The 17,836-nt window shown below is 62.0% G+C and carries 16 protein-coding genes and 1 pseudogene; 7 read left to right on the top strand and 10 right to left on the bottom strand.

What is annotated here, in order from left to right; genetic code table 11:
- Positions 1–76: 76 nt before the first annotated feature.
- From HX873_RS27420 to HX873_RS27400, 5 genes and pseudogenes are all read left to right on the top strand, one after another.
- Positions 77–1,468, top strand: coding sequence for a GntP family permease (locus tag HX873_RS27420; RefSeq protein ID WP_102369337.1), 1,392 nt, complete (start codon positions 77–79; stop codon positions 1,466–1,468).
- Positions 1,469–1,475: 7 nt separating this feature from the next.
- Positions 1,476–2,249 (top strand): 3-hydroxybutyrate dehydrogenase, encoded by a 774-nt coding sequence (locus HX873_RS27415; protein ID WP_008436986.1) that lies wholly within the window; start codon positions 1,476–1,478, stop codon positions 2,247–2,249.
- A 169-nt stretch (positions 2,250–2,418) separates the two neighbouring features.
- Positions 2,419–4,377 carry an acetoacetate--CoA ligase gene (locus tag HX873_RS27410; protein ID WP_177123492.1) on the top strand — a complete coding sequence of 653 codons (1,959 nt, stop codon included), beginning with the start codon at positions 2,419–2,421 and terminating at the stop codon, positions 4,375–4,377.
- 135 nt (positions 4,378–4,512) lie between these two features.
- Positions 4,513–7,050: a PAS domain-containing protein gene (locus tag HX873_RS27405; RefSeq protein WP_023658930.1), complete on the top strand. Its 2,538-nt coding sequence runs from the start codon at positions 4,513–4,515 to the stop codon at positions 7,048–7,050.
- A 27-nt stretch (positions 7,051–7,077) separates the two neighbouring features.
- Positions 7,078–7,368 (top strand): annotated as a pseudogene (locus HX873_RS27400) (peptidylprolyl isomerase); the annotation flags it as partial.
- A gap of 116 nt (positions 7,369–7,484) precedes the next feature.
- Here HX873_RS27400 and HX873_RS27395 read toward each other — a convergent pair.
- The 8 genes from HX873_RS27395 to HX873_RS27360 all read right to left on the bottom strand — a co-directional run bounded on the left by HX873_RS27395 (position 7,485) and on the right by HX873_RS27360 (position 14,006).
- The gene (locus HX873_RS27395) at positions 7,485–8,393 is read right to left on the bottom strand and encodes a sugar kinase (RefSeq protein ID WP_177123491.1); all 909 of its coding nucleotides are present in this window, start codon (positions 8,391–8,393) and stop codon (positions 7,485–7,487) included.
- A 129-nt stretch (positions 8,394–8,522) separates the two neighbouring features.
- A complete protein-coding gene (locus HX873_RS27390; RefSeq protein WP_003208003.1) occupies positions 8,523–9,731 on the bottom strand; it encodes an amino acid deaminase in 1,209 nt (402 codons plus the stop codon).
- A 9-nt stretch (positions 9,732–9,740) separates the two neighbouring features.
- Positions 9,741–10,505: an IclR family transcriptional regulator gene (locus HX873_RS27385; RefSeq protein ID WP_003208002.1), complete on the bottom strand. Its 765-nt coding sequence runs from the start codon at positions 10,503–10,505 to the stop codon at positions 9,741–9,743.
- Between the two features lie 70 nt (positions 10,506–10,575).
- Entirely contained in the window at positions 10,576–10,965 is a 390-nt protein-coding gene (locus HX873_RS27380; protein ID WP_177123490.1) for a RidA family protein, read from the bottom strand.
- A gap of 23 nt (positions 10,966–10,988) precedes the next feature.
- A complete protein-coding gene (locus tag HX873_RS27375) occupies positions 10,989–11,774 on the bottom strand; it encodes an amino acid ABC transporter ATP-binding protein (RefSeq protein WP_003207998.1) in 786 nt (261 codons plus the stop codon).
- Positions 11,771–12,433 (bottom strand): amino acid ABC transporter permease, encoded by a 663-nt coding sequence (locus HX873_RS27370; protein WP_003207996.1) that lies wholly within the window; start codon positions 12,431–12,433, stop codon positions 11,771–11,773. The genes HX873_RS27375 and HX873_RS27370 overlap by 4 nt, the downstream gene beginning before the upstream one ends.
- Positions 12,434–12,442: 9 nt before the next feature.
- Positions 12,443–13,105, bottom strand: coding sequence for an amino acid ABC transporter permease (locus HX873_RS27365; protein ID WP_003207993.1), 663 nt, complete (start codon positions 13,103–13,105; stop codon positions 12,443–12,445).
- Between the two features lie 52 nt (positions 13,106–13,157).
- Positions 13,158–14,006, bottom strand: coding sequence for a transporter substrate-binding domain-containing protein (locus tag HX873_RS27360; RefSeq protein WP_003207992.1), 849 nt, complete (start codon positions 14,004–14,006; stop codon positions 13,158–13,160).
- A gap of 336 nt (positions 14,007–14,342) precedes the next feature.
- On the opposite strand from HX873_RS27360, the gene HX873_RS27355 reads away from it, so the two are divergent.
- A complete protein-coding gene (locus tag HX873_RS27355; protein WP_003207990.1) occupies positions 14,343–14,579 on the top strand; it encodes a hypothetical protein in 237 nt (78 codons plus the stop codon).
- 148 nt (positions 14,580–14,727) lie between these two features.
- Entirely contained in the window at positions 14,728–15,105 is a 378-nt protein-coding gene (locus tag HX873_RS27350) for a co-chaperone YbbN (protein WP_083853230.1), read from the top strand.
- Here the strand turns inward: HX873_RS27350 and HX873_RS27345 are convergent.
- Both HX873_RS27345 and HX873_RS27340 read right to left on the bottom strand, forming a co-directional pair.
- Complete coding sequence (locus tag HX873_RS27345) at positions 15,041–15,883, bottom strand: PhzF family phenazine biosynthesis protein (protein WP_177123489.1); 843 nt, start codon at positions 15,881–15,883, stop codon at positions 15,041–15,043. The genes HX873_RS27350 and HX873_RS27345 overlap by 65 nt on opposite strands.
- Positions 15,884–15,962: 79 nt before the next feature.
- The gene (locus HX873_RS27340) at positions 15,963–17,516 is read right to left on the bottom strand and encodes a TerC family protein (protein WP_177123488.1); all 1,554 of its coding nucleotides are present in this window, start codon (positions 17,514–17,516) and stop codon (positions 15,963–15,965) included.
- Between the last annotated feature and the right edge of the window lie 320 nt (positions 17,517–17,836).

Below are 17,836 nucleotides of genomic sequence, written 5' to 3'. Positions count from 1 at the left end.
ACTTGGCACACATCTCGCTAAAGCCCCTCCCCACCGCCTCACCCCCACAAAAATAACAATCAGATGGAGACACACCATGAGTGTGATCATTGCCCTCGCCGCCCTGGCGCTGCTGATGCTGGCCGCCTACCGTGGCTACAGCGTCATCCTGTTCGCCCCCATCGCCGCCCTCGGCGCTGTGCTGCTCACCGACCCTTCCGCCGTCGCTCCCGCGTTCACCGGGGTGTTCATGGAGAAAATGGTCGGCTTCCTCAAGCTGTATTTCCCGGTATTCCTGCTCGGCGCGGTGTTCGGCAAGCTGATTGAAATCTCCGGCTTCTCGCGCTCAATCGTCGCCGCCGCGATCCAGTTGCTCGGCACGCGCCAGGCGATGCTGGTGATCGTGCTGGTGTGCGCCCTGCTGACCTACGGCGGCGTGTCGCTGTTCGTGGTGGTGTTCGCGGTGTACCCGTTTGCGGCCGAGATGTTCCGCCAGAGCAATATCCCCAAGCGCTTGCTGCCGGCGACCATCGCCCTCGGCGCGTTCTCGTTCACCATGGACGCCCTGCCCGGCACGCCGCAGATCCAGAACATCATCCCCAGCACCTTCTTCAACACCACCGCCTGGGCCGCGCCGTGGCTGGGGCTGATCGGCACGATCTTCGTGTTCTGCGCCGGCATGCTGTACCTGGCCCGCCAGCGCAACAAGGCCCAGCGCGCCGGTGAAGGCTATGGGACCGAGCTGCGCAACGAGCCGGAAACCGCCGAAGACATCAAGCTGCCCAACCCTTGGATCGCCCTGTCGCCGCTGCTGCTGGTGGGCATCATGAACCTGCTGTTCACCCACTGGATTCCGCTGTGGTACGGCAAGACCCACACCCTCAGCCTGCCGGGCATGAGCGCGCCGGTGCAGACCGAAGTCGCCAAGCTCACGGCAATCTGGGCGGTGCAGGCGGCGTTGCTGGTGGGGATTATCGTGGTACTGGTGTTCGGCTTCTCGGCGATTCGCAGCAAGCTCGCCGAGGGCAGCAAGAGTGCCGTCAGCGGCGCGCTGCTGGCGGCGATGAACACCGCTTCGGAATACGGTTTTGGTGCGGTGATCGCCTCGCTGCCGGGCTTCCTGGTGCTGGCGGACTGGCTCAAGGGCATTCCCAACCCACTGGTCAACGAAGCGATTACCGTGACCCTGCTGGCCGGCATCACCGGTTCCGCCTCGGGCGGCATGAGCATCGCGCTGGCGGCCATGTCGGAGAGCTTTATTTCAGCGGCCCATGCGGCCAATATCCCCCTTGAAGTACTGCACCGGGTCGCGGCCATGGCCAGCGGCGGCATGGACACCCTGCCCCACAACGGCGCCGTGATCACGCTGCTGGCGGTCACCGGGCTGACCCACCGCGAAGCCTATAAAGATATTTTCGGCATCACGATCATCAAGACCCTCGCGGTGTTCGTGGTGATTGGTACTTTCTACGCCACCGGCATTGTGTGAGGTTGATATGACGACATTGAACGGCAAGACCGCCCTGGTCACCGGTTCCACCAGCGGCATCGGCCTGGGCATTGCCCTGAGCCTGGCCAAGGCCGGCGCCAACCTGATCCTCAACGGCTTCGGCGATGCCAGCGCGGTGATCGCCCAGGTGCAGGCCTTCGGCGGCAAGGTCGGGCATCATCCGGCCGACGTCAGCGACCCGGCGCAGATCGCCGAGATGATCGCCTACGCCGAGCGCGAGTTTGGCGGCATCGACATTCTGGTGAACAACGCCGGGATCCAGCATGTGGCGCCGGTGGACGAATTCCCGGTGGAGCGCTGGGATTCGATCATTGCGATCAACCTGTCGTCGGTGTTCCACAGCACGCGTCTGAGCCTGCCGGGCATGAAAGCCAAGGGTTGGGGGCGGATCGTCAATATCGCCTCGGTGCATGGGCTGGTGGGTTCGGTGGGCAAGGCGGCTTACGTCGCTGCCAAGCACGGGGTGATCGGGCTGACCAAGGTGGTGGGCCTGGAAACCGCCCAGAGTAATGTCACCTGCAATGCCATCTGCCCGGGCTGGGTGCTGACGCCGCTGGTGCAGAAGCAGATTGATGACCGCATTGCCAGCGGAGTTGACCCACAGCAGGCACAGCAGGATTTGCTGGCGGAGAAGCAGCCGTCGCTGGAGTTCGTGACACCGCCGCAATTGGGGGAGCTGGTGCTGTTCCTGTGCAGCGAAGCCGGCAGCCAGGTGCGGGGCGCGGCGTGGAATATCGACGGTGGCTGGCTGGCCCAGTAAACGACGATTCCCAAGACACCGCAGCTCAAATGTGGGAGCGGGCTTGCTCGCGAATGCGGTGTATCAGTTAACACATCTGGAACTGACCCACCGCATTCGCGAGCAAGCCCGCTCCCACATTTTGATCGGTGTCGTTAGATAGATCAGATAATAAAAAAGAGATTTCCTTATGTCCGAAATACTCTGGCAACCCTCCCCCGAACGCATCCACAACACCCGGATGGATCAGTTCCGGCGCTTCATCAATGATCGCCATGCCTTGCAGATCGGCGACTACCCGGCCCTGCACCAGTGGAGCATCGACCAGCGCCCGGACTTCTGGCAGTCGATTGTCGAGTTTTTTGAGGTGCAGTTCCGCACGCCGCCCAGCGCGGTGCTGATCGAAGACGCCGAGATGCCCAGCGCCCAGTGGTTTCCCGGCGCTACCCTGAACTTTGCCGAACACCTGCTGCGCCGCCGCGACGATCACCCCGCCGTGGTCGCGATCAGCGAAGACGGCCAGCGCGAGCAACTGACCTACGCCGAACTGGCCCGCCATGTCGCCGGCCTGCAACGCAGCCTGCGGGCGGCCGGCGTGGGCGTAGGGGACCGGGTGGCCGCGTGCATGCCCAACACCTGGCAAACCCTGGTGGGCATGCTCGCCACCACCAGCCTCGGCGCCATCTGGTCGTGCTCCTCGCCGGACTTCGGCACCCAGGGCGTGATCGACCGCTTCGGCCAGATAGAACCCAAGGTGCTGATCACCTGCGCCGGTTACCGCTACGCCGGCAAGGTCATCGACCAAAGCAGCAAGCTCAATGAAATCCTCGAACGGCTGCCGTCCCTGCAACAACTGATCATCGTGCCGTATGCCCGCCCGCAGGCGCGTCCCGAGGAGTATCAGACCCGGGCCAACGTCGCGCTCTGGAACGACTTCTACAGCCCCGGCGGTGAGCCCGATTTCGTCGCCGTGCCCTTCGATCATCCGCTGTACATCCTCTATTCCAGCGGCACCACCGGCGTGCCCAAGTGCATCATCCACGGCACCGGCGGCGTGCTGCTCACCCACCTCAAGGAACACGGCCTGCACGCCGACCTGTCGCGGGACGACTGCCTGTTCTACTACACCACCTGCGGCTGGATGATGTGGAACTGGCTGGTGTCGGTACTGGCCATCGGCGCCACGGCGGTGCTGTATGACGGCTCGCCGTTTCACCCGGGGCCGGAACGCCTGATGGACCTGATCGACCAGGAAAAAATCAGCGTGTTCGGCACCAGCCCGAAGTTCCTCGCCACCCTGGAAAAGGCCGGGCTGCAACCGCGGCTGAGCCATGACCTGGGCAGCCTCAAGGGCCTGATTTCTACCGGCTCACCGCTGTCGCCCCAGAGCTACGACTACGTGTACCGCGAGATCAAGCCCGAGCTGTGCCTGTCGTCGATGTCGGGCGGCACCGACATCGTGTCCTGCTTCGTGATCGGCAACCCGGTGCTGCCGGTGCGCCGTGGCGAGATGCAGTGCAAGAGCCTGGCAATGGCTATCGAAGTGTGGGACGACCAGGGCCACCCGCTGGTGGGCGAAAAAGGCGAACTGGTGTGCACCCGGCACTTCCCGGCAATGCCCATCGGCCTGTGGAATGACCCGCACCAGGAAAAACTGCGGGCTTCGTATTTCAGCCAGTTCCCCGGCGTGTGGGCCCAGGGTGACTACGCCGAACAGCGGCCCAACGGCAGCCTGCTGATCCATGGCCGCTCGGACGCCGTGCTCAACCCCGGCGGCGTGCGCATCGGCACCGCAGAGATCTATCGCCAGGTGGAAAAAGTGCCTCAGGTCCTGGAAAGCCTGGCCATCGGCCAACGCTGGCAGGATGACGTGCGGGTGGTGCTGTTTGTGCGCCTCAACGATGGCATCGAACTGGACGACGGCCTGGAGCAGCAGATCCGCCAGGTGATCCGCGCCAACACCACGCCGCGCCACGTGCCGGCGAAGATTCTCGCGGTGACGGATATCCCGCGCACCATCAGCGGCAAGATCGTCGAGCTGGCGGTGCGCAACGTGGTGCATGGCGAGGCGGTGAAGAACACCGACGCACTGGCCAACCCCGAGGCGCTGGAGCAATTTCGTGATCGCCGGGAGCTGGCAGAAAGATGAAACGTTTTAGCCTTTAAGCACTCATTTGAAGACAAACCCCTCAAGCATGCTATTTTTCGAGGGTGGAAAGCCGATCACTCCTCACGGGATAATCGGCTTTTGTCATTCTTCAAGCGTTACGCGCAGGGCATTTTCATGAACGTATCACCCACCGGCAGCGAGGCCGCAGCACTGATTGCGCGGCTGGACTGGGCACGAAGCCCCCTCGGTGACGCCATTGATTGGCCGCAAAGCCTCCGTACAGCCGTGGACATCGTGATCCATTCACCGATGCCGATGCTGTTGCTGTGGGGCGCCGAACTCACCCAGATCTACAATGACGGCTTCGCAATGCTGGCGGGCAACAAGCATCCGGCCGCCTTCGGCCAACCGGCTGACCTGATCTGGCCTGAGCTCAAGCCGTTTACCGACCCGATCTACAGCGCCGTCCTCATGGGCCAGGTGCGCACCTTCACCGAGCAGCGTTTCGTCCTGCAGCGCAACGACCGCGACACCGAGATCTGGCTCGACCTGACCTACAGCCCGATCCGCGACGAACGTGGCGAGGTCGCCGGGATCCTGATTACCGCCATCGAAACCAACGAGCGCCGGCGCATCGCCCTGGAACTGCAGCAGCGCACCGAGAACAGCCTCAAGGCCCAGCGCAACACCGAGCAACGCCTGCAGCTGGCCCTGGCCGCCACCGATGCCGTGGGCACCTGGGACTGGGATATCGGCGAAGACCGCTTTATCGCCGACGCCCATTTCGCCCAACTGCACGGTGTTGACCCGTGCGACGCCGACCTGCTGCCCATCAGCGACTACCTGCAAGGCGTGCACCCCGAAGACCGTGGCATGGTGGCCCGCAGCATCAAGCACTGCATCACCCACGGCACCGAGTACGCCGAGGAATACCGCCTGCAGCGCGCCGACGGCGAAGTGCGCTGGGTGTTTGCCCGGGGCCGCTGCTACAAGGACCACCATGGCCGACCGGCGCGTTTTCTCGGCGCCGCCCTCGACCTGACCGAGCGCAAGCACACCGAACAGGCCCTGCGCCAAAGCCAGACCGAGCTGCAACTGATCATCAACGCCATGCCGGTGTTGATCGGTTATGTCGACCACGAGCAGCGTTTTCGCCTGAACAACAGTGCCTATCTGGAATGGTACGGCATGACCCCGCAGGAGTTGTACGGCAAGAGCATCCGCGAAGTCGTGGGCGACGAAATCTATGCCGGGCGCGTCGACAAGATCGAGGCGGCGCTCAAGGGCAAGGCCTGCAGTTTTGTCACCGTCACCCCGCACCATGACGGGCGGCCACGCCACGCGCTGATGAAGTACCTGCCGCGTTTCAGCGCTGACGGTTCAGTCAACGGTTTCTATATTTTTGTGATCGACGAGACCGAGCGCAAACTTACCGAAGAAGCCCTGCGCCACCTCAACGAAAACCTCGAAGAGCGCGTCAGCCAGCGCACCCAGGCCCTGGCCGAAGCCAACCAGCGCCTGCAAAACGAGATGTTCGAGCGCGAGCGTGCCGAAGACGCCCTGCGCCATGCCCAGAAGATGGAAGCGGTCGGCCAGCTCACCGGCGGCATCGCCCATGACTTCAACAACATGCTCACCGGGATCATCGGCAGCCTGGACCTGATGCAACGCTATATCGCCGCCGGGCGCAGCGACGAGATCGGCCGTTTCACCGACGCCGCCGTGTCCTCGGCCCATCGCGCCGCTGCGCTGACCCATCGCCTGCTGGCCTTCTCCCGCCGCCAATCCCTGGACCGCAAGCCGGTCGACCCGAATCAATTGGTGGCGTCCCTGGAAGACCTGTTCCGCCGCACCAAGGGCGCGCACATCGAACTCAAGGTGCAACTGGGCACCGACGTGTGGCCGGTGAACACCGACGCCAGCCAGCTGGAAAACGCCCTGCTCAACCTGGTGATCAACGCCCGCGATGCGATGCCCGACGGTGGGCAATTGTGCATCGAGACCGCCAACAGCTACCTCGACGGCACCGACATCACCACCCTGGAACCGGTCAAGGCCGGCGACTATGTGATGCTCGGCGTGAGCGACAACGGCGCCGGCATGACCGCGAAAATCCTCGCCAAGGCCTTCGACCCGTTCTTCACCACCAAGCCCATCGGCCAGGGTACCGGGCTTGGGCTGTCGATGATCTATGGGTTTGCACAGCAATCCGGCGGCCACGTGACCATCCAAAGCGAACCGGGCCAGGGCACCTGCGTGCGCCTGTACCTGCCGCGCCTGCATGGCACGGCACTGGAGCGGACCACGCCCGCTACCCAGGGCGAAGCCCCGGTAGCGCTGGAAGGCGAAGCCGTGGTGGTGGTCGAGGACGACCCGGCAGTGCGGATGCTGGTGGTGAATGTGCTGGATGAACTGGGCTACACCGCACACCAGGCGGCGGATGCACGGGCGGCGCTGCCGTTGCTGGAGTCCGACTTGCGCGTGGATTTGCTGGTGACTGATGTGGGCTTGCCGGGGATGAACGGCAGGCAACTGGCGGAAATCGCCCGGCAACACCGGCCGGACCTGAAGGTGCTGTTCATGACCGGTTACGCCGAGAAAGCCGCCGAGCGCCAGGGGTTCCTGGAGGAAGGCATGGACATGGTGGCCAAGCCGTTTTCGATTGACCTGCTGGCCAACAAAATCCGCAGCATGATCAGCTCAGAGGCCTGACTTCAGGCATAATCGCGCGCCGTTTCACATCAGGACCGATCAATGAAAGCCCAAGCCCGTCACATTCTGGTGAAAACCAGTGAGGAAGCCGAACAGCTCAAGCAGCGTATTGCCAAGGGCGAAGCGTTTGATGTGTTGGCCAAGAAGTACTCCACCTGCCCTTCCGCCAAGCGCGGCGGTGATTTGGGTGAAGTGCGGCCGGGGCAGATGGTGGGGGTGATTGATGCGGTGATCTTCAAGAAGCCCGTGAAGGTGGTTCATGGGCCGATCAAGAGCAAGTTCGGGTATCACCTGGTGCAAGTGTTTTACCGCGATTGATGGCTGATCGTTCCCACGCTCCGCGTGGGAATGCCTCACCTGACGCTCTGCGTCCGCTCTTGGGACGCAGAGCGTCCCTGGCTGCATTCCCACGCGGAGCGTGGGAACGATCAGCGTCAGTCTCGGGGAATGAGTGCACCTGGCACCTGAATCACCCGGCTCGCCAACCGATGCCCGGCCAGTGCTGCATCCTGCGGCGAGCCGCCCTTGAGCCGACTGGCCAGGTACGCCGCACTGAACGAATCCCCCGCCGCCGTGGTGTCGACCACCTTCTCCACCACCAGCGCCGGCACCTCGAACCGCTCCCCCTCACAGCGAATCAAACACGCATCCGCCCCGCGCTTGAGCACCACCTCGGCAATCGTCGGGTACGCCGCAAACACCTGCTCGCTGTCTTCATAGCCGAACAACGCGCGTTCGTCATCCTCAGTCAGCAAGGCGATATCCACCTCGGCCAACACCGCGTGATACGCCGCGCGTGCGGCGTCCACGCTGGCCCACAGGCGTGGCCGGTAGTTGTTGTCGAACACCACCTTGCCGCCGCGCTTGCGGGTTTCGACCAGGGTTTCCAGCAGGCGCGCACGGCCCACTTCGCCCAGCACCGCCAGGGTGATGCCGCTGAAATACACCACGTCGTACGTCGGCAACGCTGCCAGGATCGGCTCGGCCGCCGGTGTGGTGAAGCAGTCGCGCACGGCCGCTTCATTGCGCCAGTAGAGGAATTTGCGCTCGCCGTTGGCATCGGTCTGGATGCAGTACAAACCCGGCAGGCGCCCGGGCAGGCGCTGGACCATGCCCAGGCCCAGGCCTTCTTCGGCCCAGTGCTTGCACATGGCATCGCTGAAGCTGTCATCGCCCAGGGCGGTGACGTAGTCGACGGTGCTCGGTTCACCCAGCTCGCGGCGCAGGTAGACGGCGGCGTTCAGGGTGTCGCCGCCGAAGCTTTGTTGCAGGCTGCCGTCGGCGCGGTGTTGCAGTTCGATCATGCATTCGCCGATGAGGGCGATGCGGGGTTTTGTGTTCATGCCTGGGGTCTCTCGATGTACTGGAGGGCCTCTTCGCGAGCAAGCCCGCTCCCACATTTGAATGCATTTCAACTGAAGGAACTCGGTCGAATGTGGGAGCGGGCTTGCTCGCGAAAGGCGCGACTCGGTCTAGAAGCAGGTATGCAGGCTTTCGATCACCTGCAACTGCTCATCCACCAGATTACCCACTTGCCACTTGTCGAAGGTCAGGCACGGGTGGGATGTGCCGAAGGAGATGATGTCGCCAATGCGCAGCTCAACCCCCGGTGCGACGACCATGAACGCATGCTGGTCCATCACGGCGGTGACCTTGCACGCGGTCACGTCATCACCCTCGGCTGGCAGCACGCCAGCCTTGTAGCGCTTGAGCGGCACCGGCAGGCCGGCGTCGTAGGCGACGTCGCGCTTGCCCAGGGCGATCACCGCGAAGCCCGGCTCCGGCAGCGATTGCACGTGGGCCCAGACCTCCAGCGCCGGGCGCAGGCCTTCGTTGAGGTCGCTGCGACGGTCCAGTACGCAGCACTGCGCGTCTTTGTAGATGCCGTGGTCGTGAGCCACGTAGCTGCCCGGGCGCAATACGCTGAGGAAGCGGCCGGCGGCGTTCTGGGCTTCGAAGGATTCGGCAATCAGGTCGTACCAGGCCGAACCCGAGGCGGTAATGATGGGCTTGGCCAGGTCGAAGGCGCCGCTGTTTTGCAGGTCGACGGCCAGGCGTACCAGGGAGGCGGCGAATTCGCGGATGCCACTGATGGCGTGCTCGCCATGGATCACCCCTTCGTAGCCTTCGATGCCGGTGAGGGCCAGCGCAGGCTGGGCCTTGATCGCCTTGGCCAGGTCGAGCACCTGTTGTTCGGTGCGGCAACCGCAACGCCCGCCGACCACGCCGTATTCGATCATCACGTTCAAGCGCAGGCCACGGGCGGCGAAGAACAGGCCCAGGTCGGCGACGTTGTCCGGGTGGTCGACCATGCAGTGGAAGTCGAATTCGGGGTCGGCCAGCAGGTCGGCGATCAGCGCCATGTTCGGCGCGCCCACCAGTTGGTTGGCCATCAACACCCGGCGAACCCCACCGGCGTACGCAGCGCGGGTCTGCACGGCGTTGGCCAGGGTGATGCCCCAGGCGCCCTGCTCGATCTGCCGCTGGAACAGCGCGGGCATCATGCTGGTCTTGCCGTGAGGCGCCAATTGCGCACCGCTGTTGCTGACGAAATCCTGCATCCAGCGGATGTTGTGTTCCAGGGCGTCACGGTGCAACACCAGGGCTGGCAGGCTGACGTCACGGACCAGATGTGCACCGATGGCGGCGGCGCCTTTTTCAACGGCATTGAAGGCAGACATAAGGGTTTCCTATTCGTTGATGCGACGGGCCAGGTTGTTCGCACTGTCGATCAGCACCCGGCGGTAGTCGTTGTAGTTTTTGATCGCATCGGCCCGTGGGGCGACGATGCACAGGGTCGCAATGCTGATGCCTTGGGCGTCCCGAACCGGGGCGGCAAAGCAGTGGGTAAAGGTGTCGGCGACACTGTCGAAGGAGAAGAATCCGTCGAGGGTGGCCTGACGGATTTGTCCGAGGAAGGTTTCCAGAGGCAGGCGCTGACCGTCCGGGAGGATGAAGTCGTCGTAGTCGATCAGGTCGATGATTTGCTGGTCGCTCAGGTGGCCCAGCAGCAGGCGGCCGGAGGCGGTCCAGGGGATCGGCGCGTTCTCGCCGATGTCTGAGGAAATGCGGAAATGCCGCTCGCCTTCGCGCATCAGGGCCACGGTGTATTTGCGGCCATTGAGCAGGCACATCTGGGCGGTTTCGTGGGTTTGGCTGACGATTTCCTGCAGGGCGTGGTCGGCTTCGCGGGTCAGGTCGAAATGGCGCAGGTGGGCCTGGCCGAGGAAGTACAGCTGACGGCCGAGGTAGACGTGACCGTCCTTGCCGACGGTTTCGAGGATGCGCCGTTCCAGCAGCGAAGCCACCAGTTCGTAGACCGTGGATTTGGGGCTGCCGATGCCGCTGGCGATGTCATTCGGGCGCAGGGGCTGGCCGATTTCCTTGAGGAAATCGAGGATATCGAACGCCCGGTCGAGGCCTTTGGCGCGGCGTTTGATGGTGTCTTCGGTCATGGCAGTCGTCGGTCCCGTTTGAAGATGTAGCTATCAACACAGATCCCCTGTGGTCTCAAGAGACGGGCATTTAGCCTTTTTTCTTGTAGGCCACGCAATCGATCTCAACCTTGCAATCGACCATCATGTTCGCCTGCACACACGCCCGCGCCGGAGCATGTTCCGGGTTGAAGTATTCGCCGAAGACTTTGTTGAAGCTCCAGAAGTCCCGTGGGTCTTCCAGCCATACACCGACGCGCACCACGTCTTCAAGGTCGTAGCCGGCTTCTTCGAGAATCGCCACCACGTTGCGCATGGTCTGGTGGGTCTGCTCGACGATCCCGCCCGTGATGATTTCACCGTCCACCGCCGGCACCTGGCCCGACACGTACAACCAGCCATCCGCTTCCACCGCGCGGGCGAAAGGACGAGGCTGGCCGCCGCCTGCAGTGGCGCCGGTGCCGTAACGAGTAATGCTCATAATGGATCTCCTGAAGTGATGATTTAAAAACGAATGTTCTTGAGAAATTCCGCGAGTCGCGGCGATTGCGGGCGTTCGAAAATGTCTTTCGGCGGCCCTTGTTCTTCAATGCGGCCCTGGTTCATGAAGACGATCTTGTCCGAGACTTCATAGGCAAAGCGCATTTCGTGGGTGACCAGCAACATGGTCATGCCCTCTTCCGCCAAACCCTTGATTACGCTGAGCACTTCGCCCACCAGTTCCGGGTCCAGGGCCGAGGTGACTTCGTCGAACAGCATCAGGCTCGGGTTCATCGCAATCGCCCGGGCAATCGCCACGCGCTGTTGCTGGCCGCCCGACAGTTGGCCCGGGAAGTGATTGCGGCGCTCCAGCAGGCCGACACGGTCCAGCCATTTTTCCGCCAGTGCAACCGCTTCGTCCTTGCCCATCTTCTTGACCTTGAGCAGGCCCAGGGTGACGTTCTGCAAGGCGGTCAGGTGCGGGAACAGGTTGAACTGCTGGAACGCCATGCCGGTCATCGCGCGGTGCTGGGAGATCACCCGCTCCGGGTGGCGCACGCGCTTGCCGCCGACCTCGCTGTAGCCGATGGATTCACCGTCGAGGGTGATCTGGCCGCCCTGGAATTCTTCCAGCAGGTTGACGCAGCGCAGCAGCGTGGTCTTGCCCGAGCCGCTGGAGCCGATCAATGTCACGACGTTGCCGCGCTGCATGCTCAGGTCGACGCCCTTGAGCACTTCCACCGGGCCGTACTGTTTACGCAGGCCGCGAATGTTCAGCAGTGGCTGGCTTTCTTTTGAGAGTTGGTTCATGGCAACGCCACCCGCTTTTCAATGTAACGCCCCAACAATTCGATGGCGTAGTTGATGACAAAAAACATAAAGCCTGCAAACAGGTAGAACTCCAGGGTCATGAACGTCCGGGCGATGACCTGTTGGGTGCTGAGGAGCAGCTCGGCCACACCGATCACCGACAGCAAGGTGGAAGCCTTGACGATTTCGGTGGACGAGTTGACCCAGGTCGGCAGGATCTGCCGCAGGGCCTGGGGCAACAGCACGTAGCCAAGAGACTGGTAGAAGGTCAGGCCGATGGCCTTGCCCGCTTCCAGTTGCCCCTTGGGAATGGCCTGCAATGCACCGCGCACGATTTCCGAAACGTGAGAGCCGCAGAACAGCGTCAGGCCCACGGCACCGGCCTGGAACGCAGTGATCTGCCAGCCAAGCGCCGGCAGCATGTAGAAGCACGCCAATACCAGCACAAATACCGGCGTACCGCGGATCAGGTCGACGTACAGGCGAAACGGTGCGCGCATCCAGAATTTGCCGTAGGTCAGTACCAAGCCGGCGACGATGCCGATCAGGGTGCCGAAGATAATGGCCAGGGCCGAGCAGTAGACGCTGGTCTGGAACCCCGCCCAGAGGGTTTCCCGGGCGATCCACAACTCATGCAGCCAGCTGGGGGATTCGTACATGGGCGCTCCTTAGCGGCGAATTGCCAAACGCTGTTCCAGGTAACGGAGCAGCATGGCAATGAGGTAACAGGCAGCCACGTAGAGCGCGGTCGTGACCATCCAGGTTTCAATCACCCGGTAGCTTTCGACGTTGATCTTGCGGGCGTAATAGGTCAGCTCCGGCACCGCGATCGCGGCGGCCAGGGAGGTGTCCTTGAACAGCGAAATGAAGTTGTTCGACAGCGCCGGCAGCACATTGCGCAGCATCACCGGCACGGTGATGTACGCGCGGATACGCCATTCGCCCAGGCCAATGGCCAGGCCCGCTTCACGCAACCCCTTGGGAATGTTCAGCAGGCCTGCGCGAAAGACCTCGGTGAGGTAGGCACCGGCGTACAACGACAGGGTGATGATGAACGAAGGGATCTTGTCCAGCCGGATACCCAGGCTGGGCAAGGCGAAGTAGATCAACAGGATCAGCACCAGGATCGGGGTGTTGCGGATCACCGTCACATACACCGAGGCCACGATGCGCAGCGCACGGTGTTTGGACAGCATCGCAAACGCCATCAACAGGCCGATCACGCAACCGATGGCGATGGACAGCAGTGCCAGTTCAAGGCCGAGGCCGAGCCCCGCCAGCAAGCTGGGGAAATCGCGCCACACAGCGGCAAAGTTCAACTGATAGTTCATGGTCGGCAGTACCTGATTGGGGCGCCGTCAGCGACGCCCCAGGGTTTACGAATTACTTGAACTCAACCGGGAAACCGATCGCAGGCTCCGGCAGGTCCACACCGAACCATTGCTTGAACGAGGCCTTGTACATTGGGAATTCCACACCGGTCATGGCTTCATGCAGGGCGGTGTTGACGAAGTTCAGCCAGTCCTGGTCGCCACGCTTGACGGCGCACGCATAGGTTTGCGGGCTCCAGGCGTAGCTCGGGCTGCGGTAGCGGCCCGGGTTTTGCACCATCAGGTACTTGACCGAGGACTGGTCGGTGGCGGCGGTGTCGGCACGCCCGGAGTTCACGGCCTGGTACATCAGGTCGACGCTGTCGTACTGGTCGACCTTGGCTTTGGGCAATGCCTGGTGCACCAGCTCTTCGGCGTAGACGTTTTGCAGCACGGCCACGGTGACGCTGTCGCCGGCGGCCTGCAGGTCTTCGATTTCCTTGTACTTGCTGTTGGCCGGCAGCAGCAGGCCCACACCTTCGCGGTAGTACGGCAGGGTGAAGGCCACCTGCTGCGCACGGCTTGCCGTGACGGTGATGAACTGGCAGCTCATGTCGACCTTGTCGGTCAACAGGTTGGGAATGCGGGCATCGGAAGACTGCACCACGTATTCGACTTTGCTCGGGTCATTGAACAGACCCTTGGCCACGATGTGGCCGATGTCGATGTCAAAACCCTGCAACTTGCCATCCGCTCCCTGGAAGTGCCACGGCGCATTGGTACTGCCTGTACCCACGATCAGGTGCCCACGCTTGAGCACTGTATCGAGCTTGCTGTCCGCCGCCTGCACTACGCTGGCGAGGGAAGCCGATGCGGCGAAGAGAAAAACACACGCTTTGAACACGGAAGGTCGGTGATGCATGACAAGCACTCCAGGGATTGTGTATTCCGCTATACCGGAACTTAGTATGTAACAACGGAATAGACAGCAGAAAGTGTGCCACACGCAATAACAGAAAAATATTTCGGGATTAATTTCTTTTTAAATCAACGGGATAGATTTTTATAAGCGATAAGGCACTGGGCCAGCCGCTGCAATCAGATTGCTACCGTTGGCTACACACCGGGGTGACAGGCCACATTTGGGTGCGGGGGCGGGTCGTTACCGTGCACGAAAGCGGTGCAGTGGCCGGATGGAAGAATTCCGTGGCTGGGCTAGTCTTGGCAGATGATCGAGCCCCCCAAGGAACGCGTTCAGATGAAGATCAGTCTTGTCCTTATGTTGTTGTCGCTGGCATTTGCCACCCAGGTGTTCGCCAAGGATGACCGGCGCGAATGCAAGGCCGAGCTGGTCAGGCTGAAGGCGGCGTTCAGTACGAACTACACCACGCAGAATCATCATGGGTATCGTCGGGCCAAGGATGCCAAGGATCAGGGTGACTATAAGCAGTGCGTGGGGTTGGCGAAGAAGGCTCGGGAGCGGGCGGAGCGCTGAAGGCTTTGGGGCTGCTGCGCAGCCCAGCGGGAGCAAGCTCCCTCGCCACAATGGGCTACTTGGAGGTGGGTACCTGTTAGTTTTGACAGTAGACGGTTTTGATCGCCGGGATTAGCGTGGGCCAGGCCTTTCGCTCAAGGAGATCATCATGGGAATTGCAACGGCGGTGATTGCCGATGCCGAGCAGTATCAGCAGTTGCTCAAGACGCATAGAACGGTGTTCATGCTGTTTGTTTCGCAGCACTGCCCGGCCTGCGGGGAAGCCGGGCCACTGTTTGAACGGATTGCCGGGAAATACGCCAGCTCCGTGAAAAGCCTGGTGCTCGACACTGCCCGAACCCCGAGGCATCCCGAGGTTACCGGCACGCCTACCCTGCTGGTTTTCCAGAATGGCAAGATGATCAATAAGCTGGAGGGGTTCGACGAAAAAACGCTGAGGGAGACGTTCGCCAGGACCAGAATCAGTCCTCCAACATCAACCGCGCCGTCCCCGAAACCCGAATCGAGGCACCCTTCTCATCGGTGATCTGCGCCTGCAGGCGCGAACGGCTGCCCATGTCCTCGCCTTGAATGATGTCGATGCGCCCGTTGTGCGGCCAGCCCAGGTCCCGCAGGTAGCCGGCAAAGGCAGCGGTCGCGGCACCTGTGGCCGGGTCTTCGTACACGCCGCCCACCGCAAACGGGTTGCGGGTGTGGAACAGCGTCGGGCTTTCGGCAAACACCAGCACCACGGTGCCCAAACCGGCGTCGGTCATGTAGCGGCGACCGGCTTCCAGTTCATAGTGCATCTGGCTGAGTTTGGCGCGGCTGTCGAGCGCCAGCACCAGGTGGGAAATGCCGGCATGGATGATCGCTGGCGGAATGCTCGGGTCCAGGTCATTGCGGGTGTAACCGAACAAGGTCAGGCCCGCGTCTACCAGGGCATCGTTGGCCGGTGCGCTGCGGGTTGGCGGGGATTGCAGCGCGGCCTCGATCAGGTCGCCTTCGCTGCGGCCGCTGACGGAAATATCGCCGTTGTTCAAGGTCAGGTGGAATTCGCCATCGCCCAGCGCCAGGCTCAAGGCCGCACCGAGGGCGATGGTGGCGTGCCCGCAAAACGCGACTTCGGACTCCGGCGCGAAGTACCGCACGCGCCAGCCGTCATCCTGCGGGCAGGCGAATACGGTTTCCGAAAACCCGACTTCGTGGGCGATACGCTGCATTTCTACAGCTTCCGGCAGGCTGTCACCGATCCAAACACCTGCAGGGTTACCGCCCTGGTTGCCGTCACAGAATGCAGAAATCTTAAGCACGTCCAAAGTCATTCGGGTAACCCTTCCTTAACGGTTCAGTGAGCGGCGATGCTATCCAAAGGCCAGCCCAGCGTCGAATGAAATTCACCCGTTAAAGAGGGGCCAGCAACACCTGCGTGACCCGCCGCTCCTCCACCGCCGCCACGGTCAGGCGCCAGCCTTCATGTTCCAGGCTGTCACCGACCACCGGCAGTCGATCCAGCAGGCTCATCACCAGCCCGGCCAGGGTCTGGTAATCCTCCGTCGCCACAGCCTTGAAGCCGGTGCGCTGGCGGATCAGGTTGAGGTTCAAGGCGCCATTGACGCGAAAACCACCCTCCTCCTCGACGATATCCGGGCCTTCGACCTCACTCGCATCCGGCAACTCACCGGCGATGGACTCGAGGATGTCGGTCATGCTCAACACCCCGATAAAGTCGCCGAATTCGTTGATCACGAAGGCAATGTGAGTCGACTCCTGACGCATCTGCTCCAGGGCATTGAGAATCGAAAAACTCTCCAGCAAGTTGACCGCCCGGCGCGCCAGGTGCTCCAGGTTCGGCTCGTTACCGGCCAGGTATTCCTTGAGCAACTCCTTCTTGTGCACAAAGCCCAATGGCTCGTCGACATTACCGTTGCGGATCAAGGGCAGGCGCGAGTAAGACGAATGCATCAGTTTCAGGCGGATAGTGTCGGGATCGTCCGACAGATCTATAGAGTCCACCTTCGCCCGAGGCGTCATCAGCGTACGGATCGGGCGTTCAGCCAGTTGCAGCACGCCACTGATCATCACCCGCTCGCGCCGGTCGAACAGCGGCCCGCCGTTGGCATCGGGGTTATCCAGCAGGTCGGCGACCTCTTCACCTATCTCCTCCACTGCCAGATTACGCCCGCCGAGCAAACGCATCACCGCGTGGGCCGTACGCTCACGCCTCGGCAGCGTGCCCTGGGCCGACTTCTTGCGGCGCGACCGGGCGATCTGGTTGAACAGCTCGATCAGGATCGAGAAGCCGATGGCCGCGTACAGATAGCCTTTGGGAATGTGGAAGCCCAGGCCTTCGGCCGTCAGGGCAAAACCGATCATCATCAGGAAGCCCAGGCACAGCATGATCACCGTCGGGTGGGCGTTGACGAAACGGGTCAGCGGCTTGCTGGCAATGATCATCAGGCCGATGGAAATGATCACCGCGATCATCATCACCGCCAGCTCATCCACCATGCCCACGGCGGTAATCACCGCATCGAGGGAGAACACCGCATCCAGCACCACAATCTGCGCAACGATCGGCCAGAACATCGCATAGGCCACGTTGCCAGTGCGCTGAGCCACATGCCCCTCAAGGCGCTCATGCAATTCCATGGTGGCCTTGAACAACAGGAACACACCACCAAACAGCATGATCAAGTCACGGCCCGAGAAACTCTTGTCGAACACCTCGAACAGCGGTTGGGTCAGGGTCACCAACCAGGAAATACTTGCCAACAGGCCCAGACGCATCAGCAACGCCAGGGACAAACCGATCAGACGCGCACGGTCACGCTGCTCCGGCGGCAGCTTGTCCGCCAGGATCGCGATAAACACCAGGTTGTCGATGCCCAGCACCAGCTCCAGCACAATCAAAGTCAACAGGCCGAGCCAGGCCGTTGGATCCGCTAACCATTCCATTTTTCAGTATCTCTTCAAGTTTTTCAGAATGCCGGGCACGGCAACGCACGGTCGAGGGACCGGGTAAGGGTAGGCAATCGGAAGACGGGGTGCCTGGCCTGGAGGCAGGCGATCAGCGGGAACAGCGACAGTGCATGTCTTGGGGAAAGACGACTGGGAGGCTCCGAGAGGGTGTTCATGCAGGTCCTGTTGTGGGAAAGGGACTTGAATCGTACAGGCGAAACGGGAATTTCCTACAATCTAAAATTATTACAAGATCTGTAGGATCAAGCATTCTGATATTAGGGAGAATGTCGTGAGCCAACAATTTTTCACTATGG

It is taken from the genome of Pseudomonas sp. P7758 (genome assembly GCF_013386485.1).
Taxonomy (GTDB): domain Bacteria; phylum Pseudomonadota; class Gammaproteobacteria; order Pseudomonadales; family Pseudomonadaceae; genus Aquipseudomonas.
Note: the sequence above shows the minus strand (reverse complement) of the source record. Positions and strands in the feature narration are given on the sequence as shown.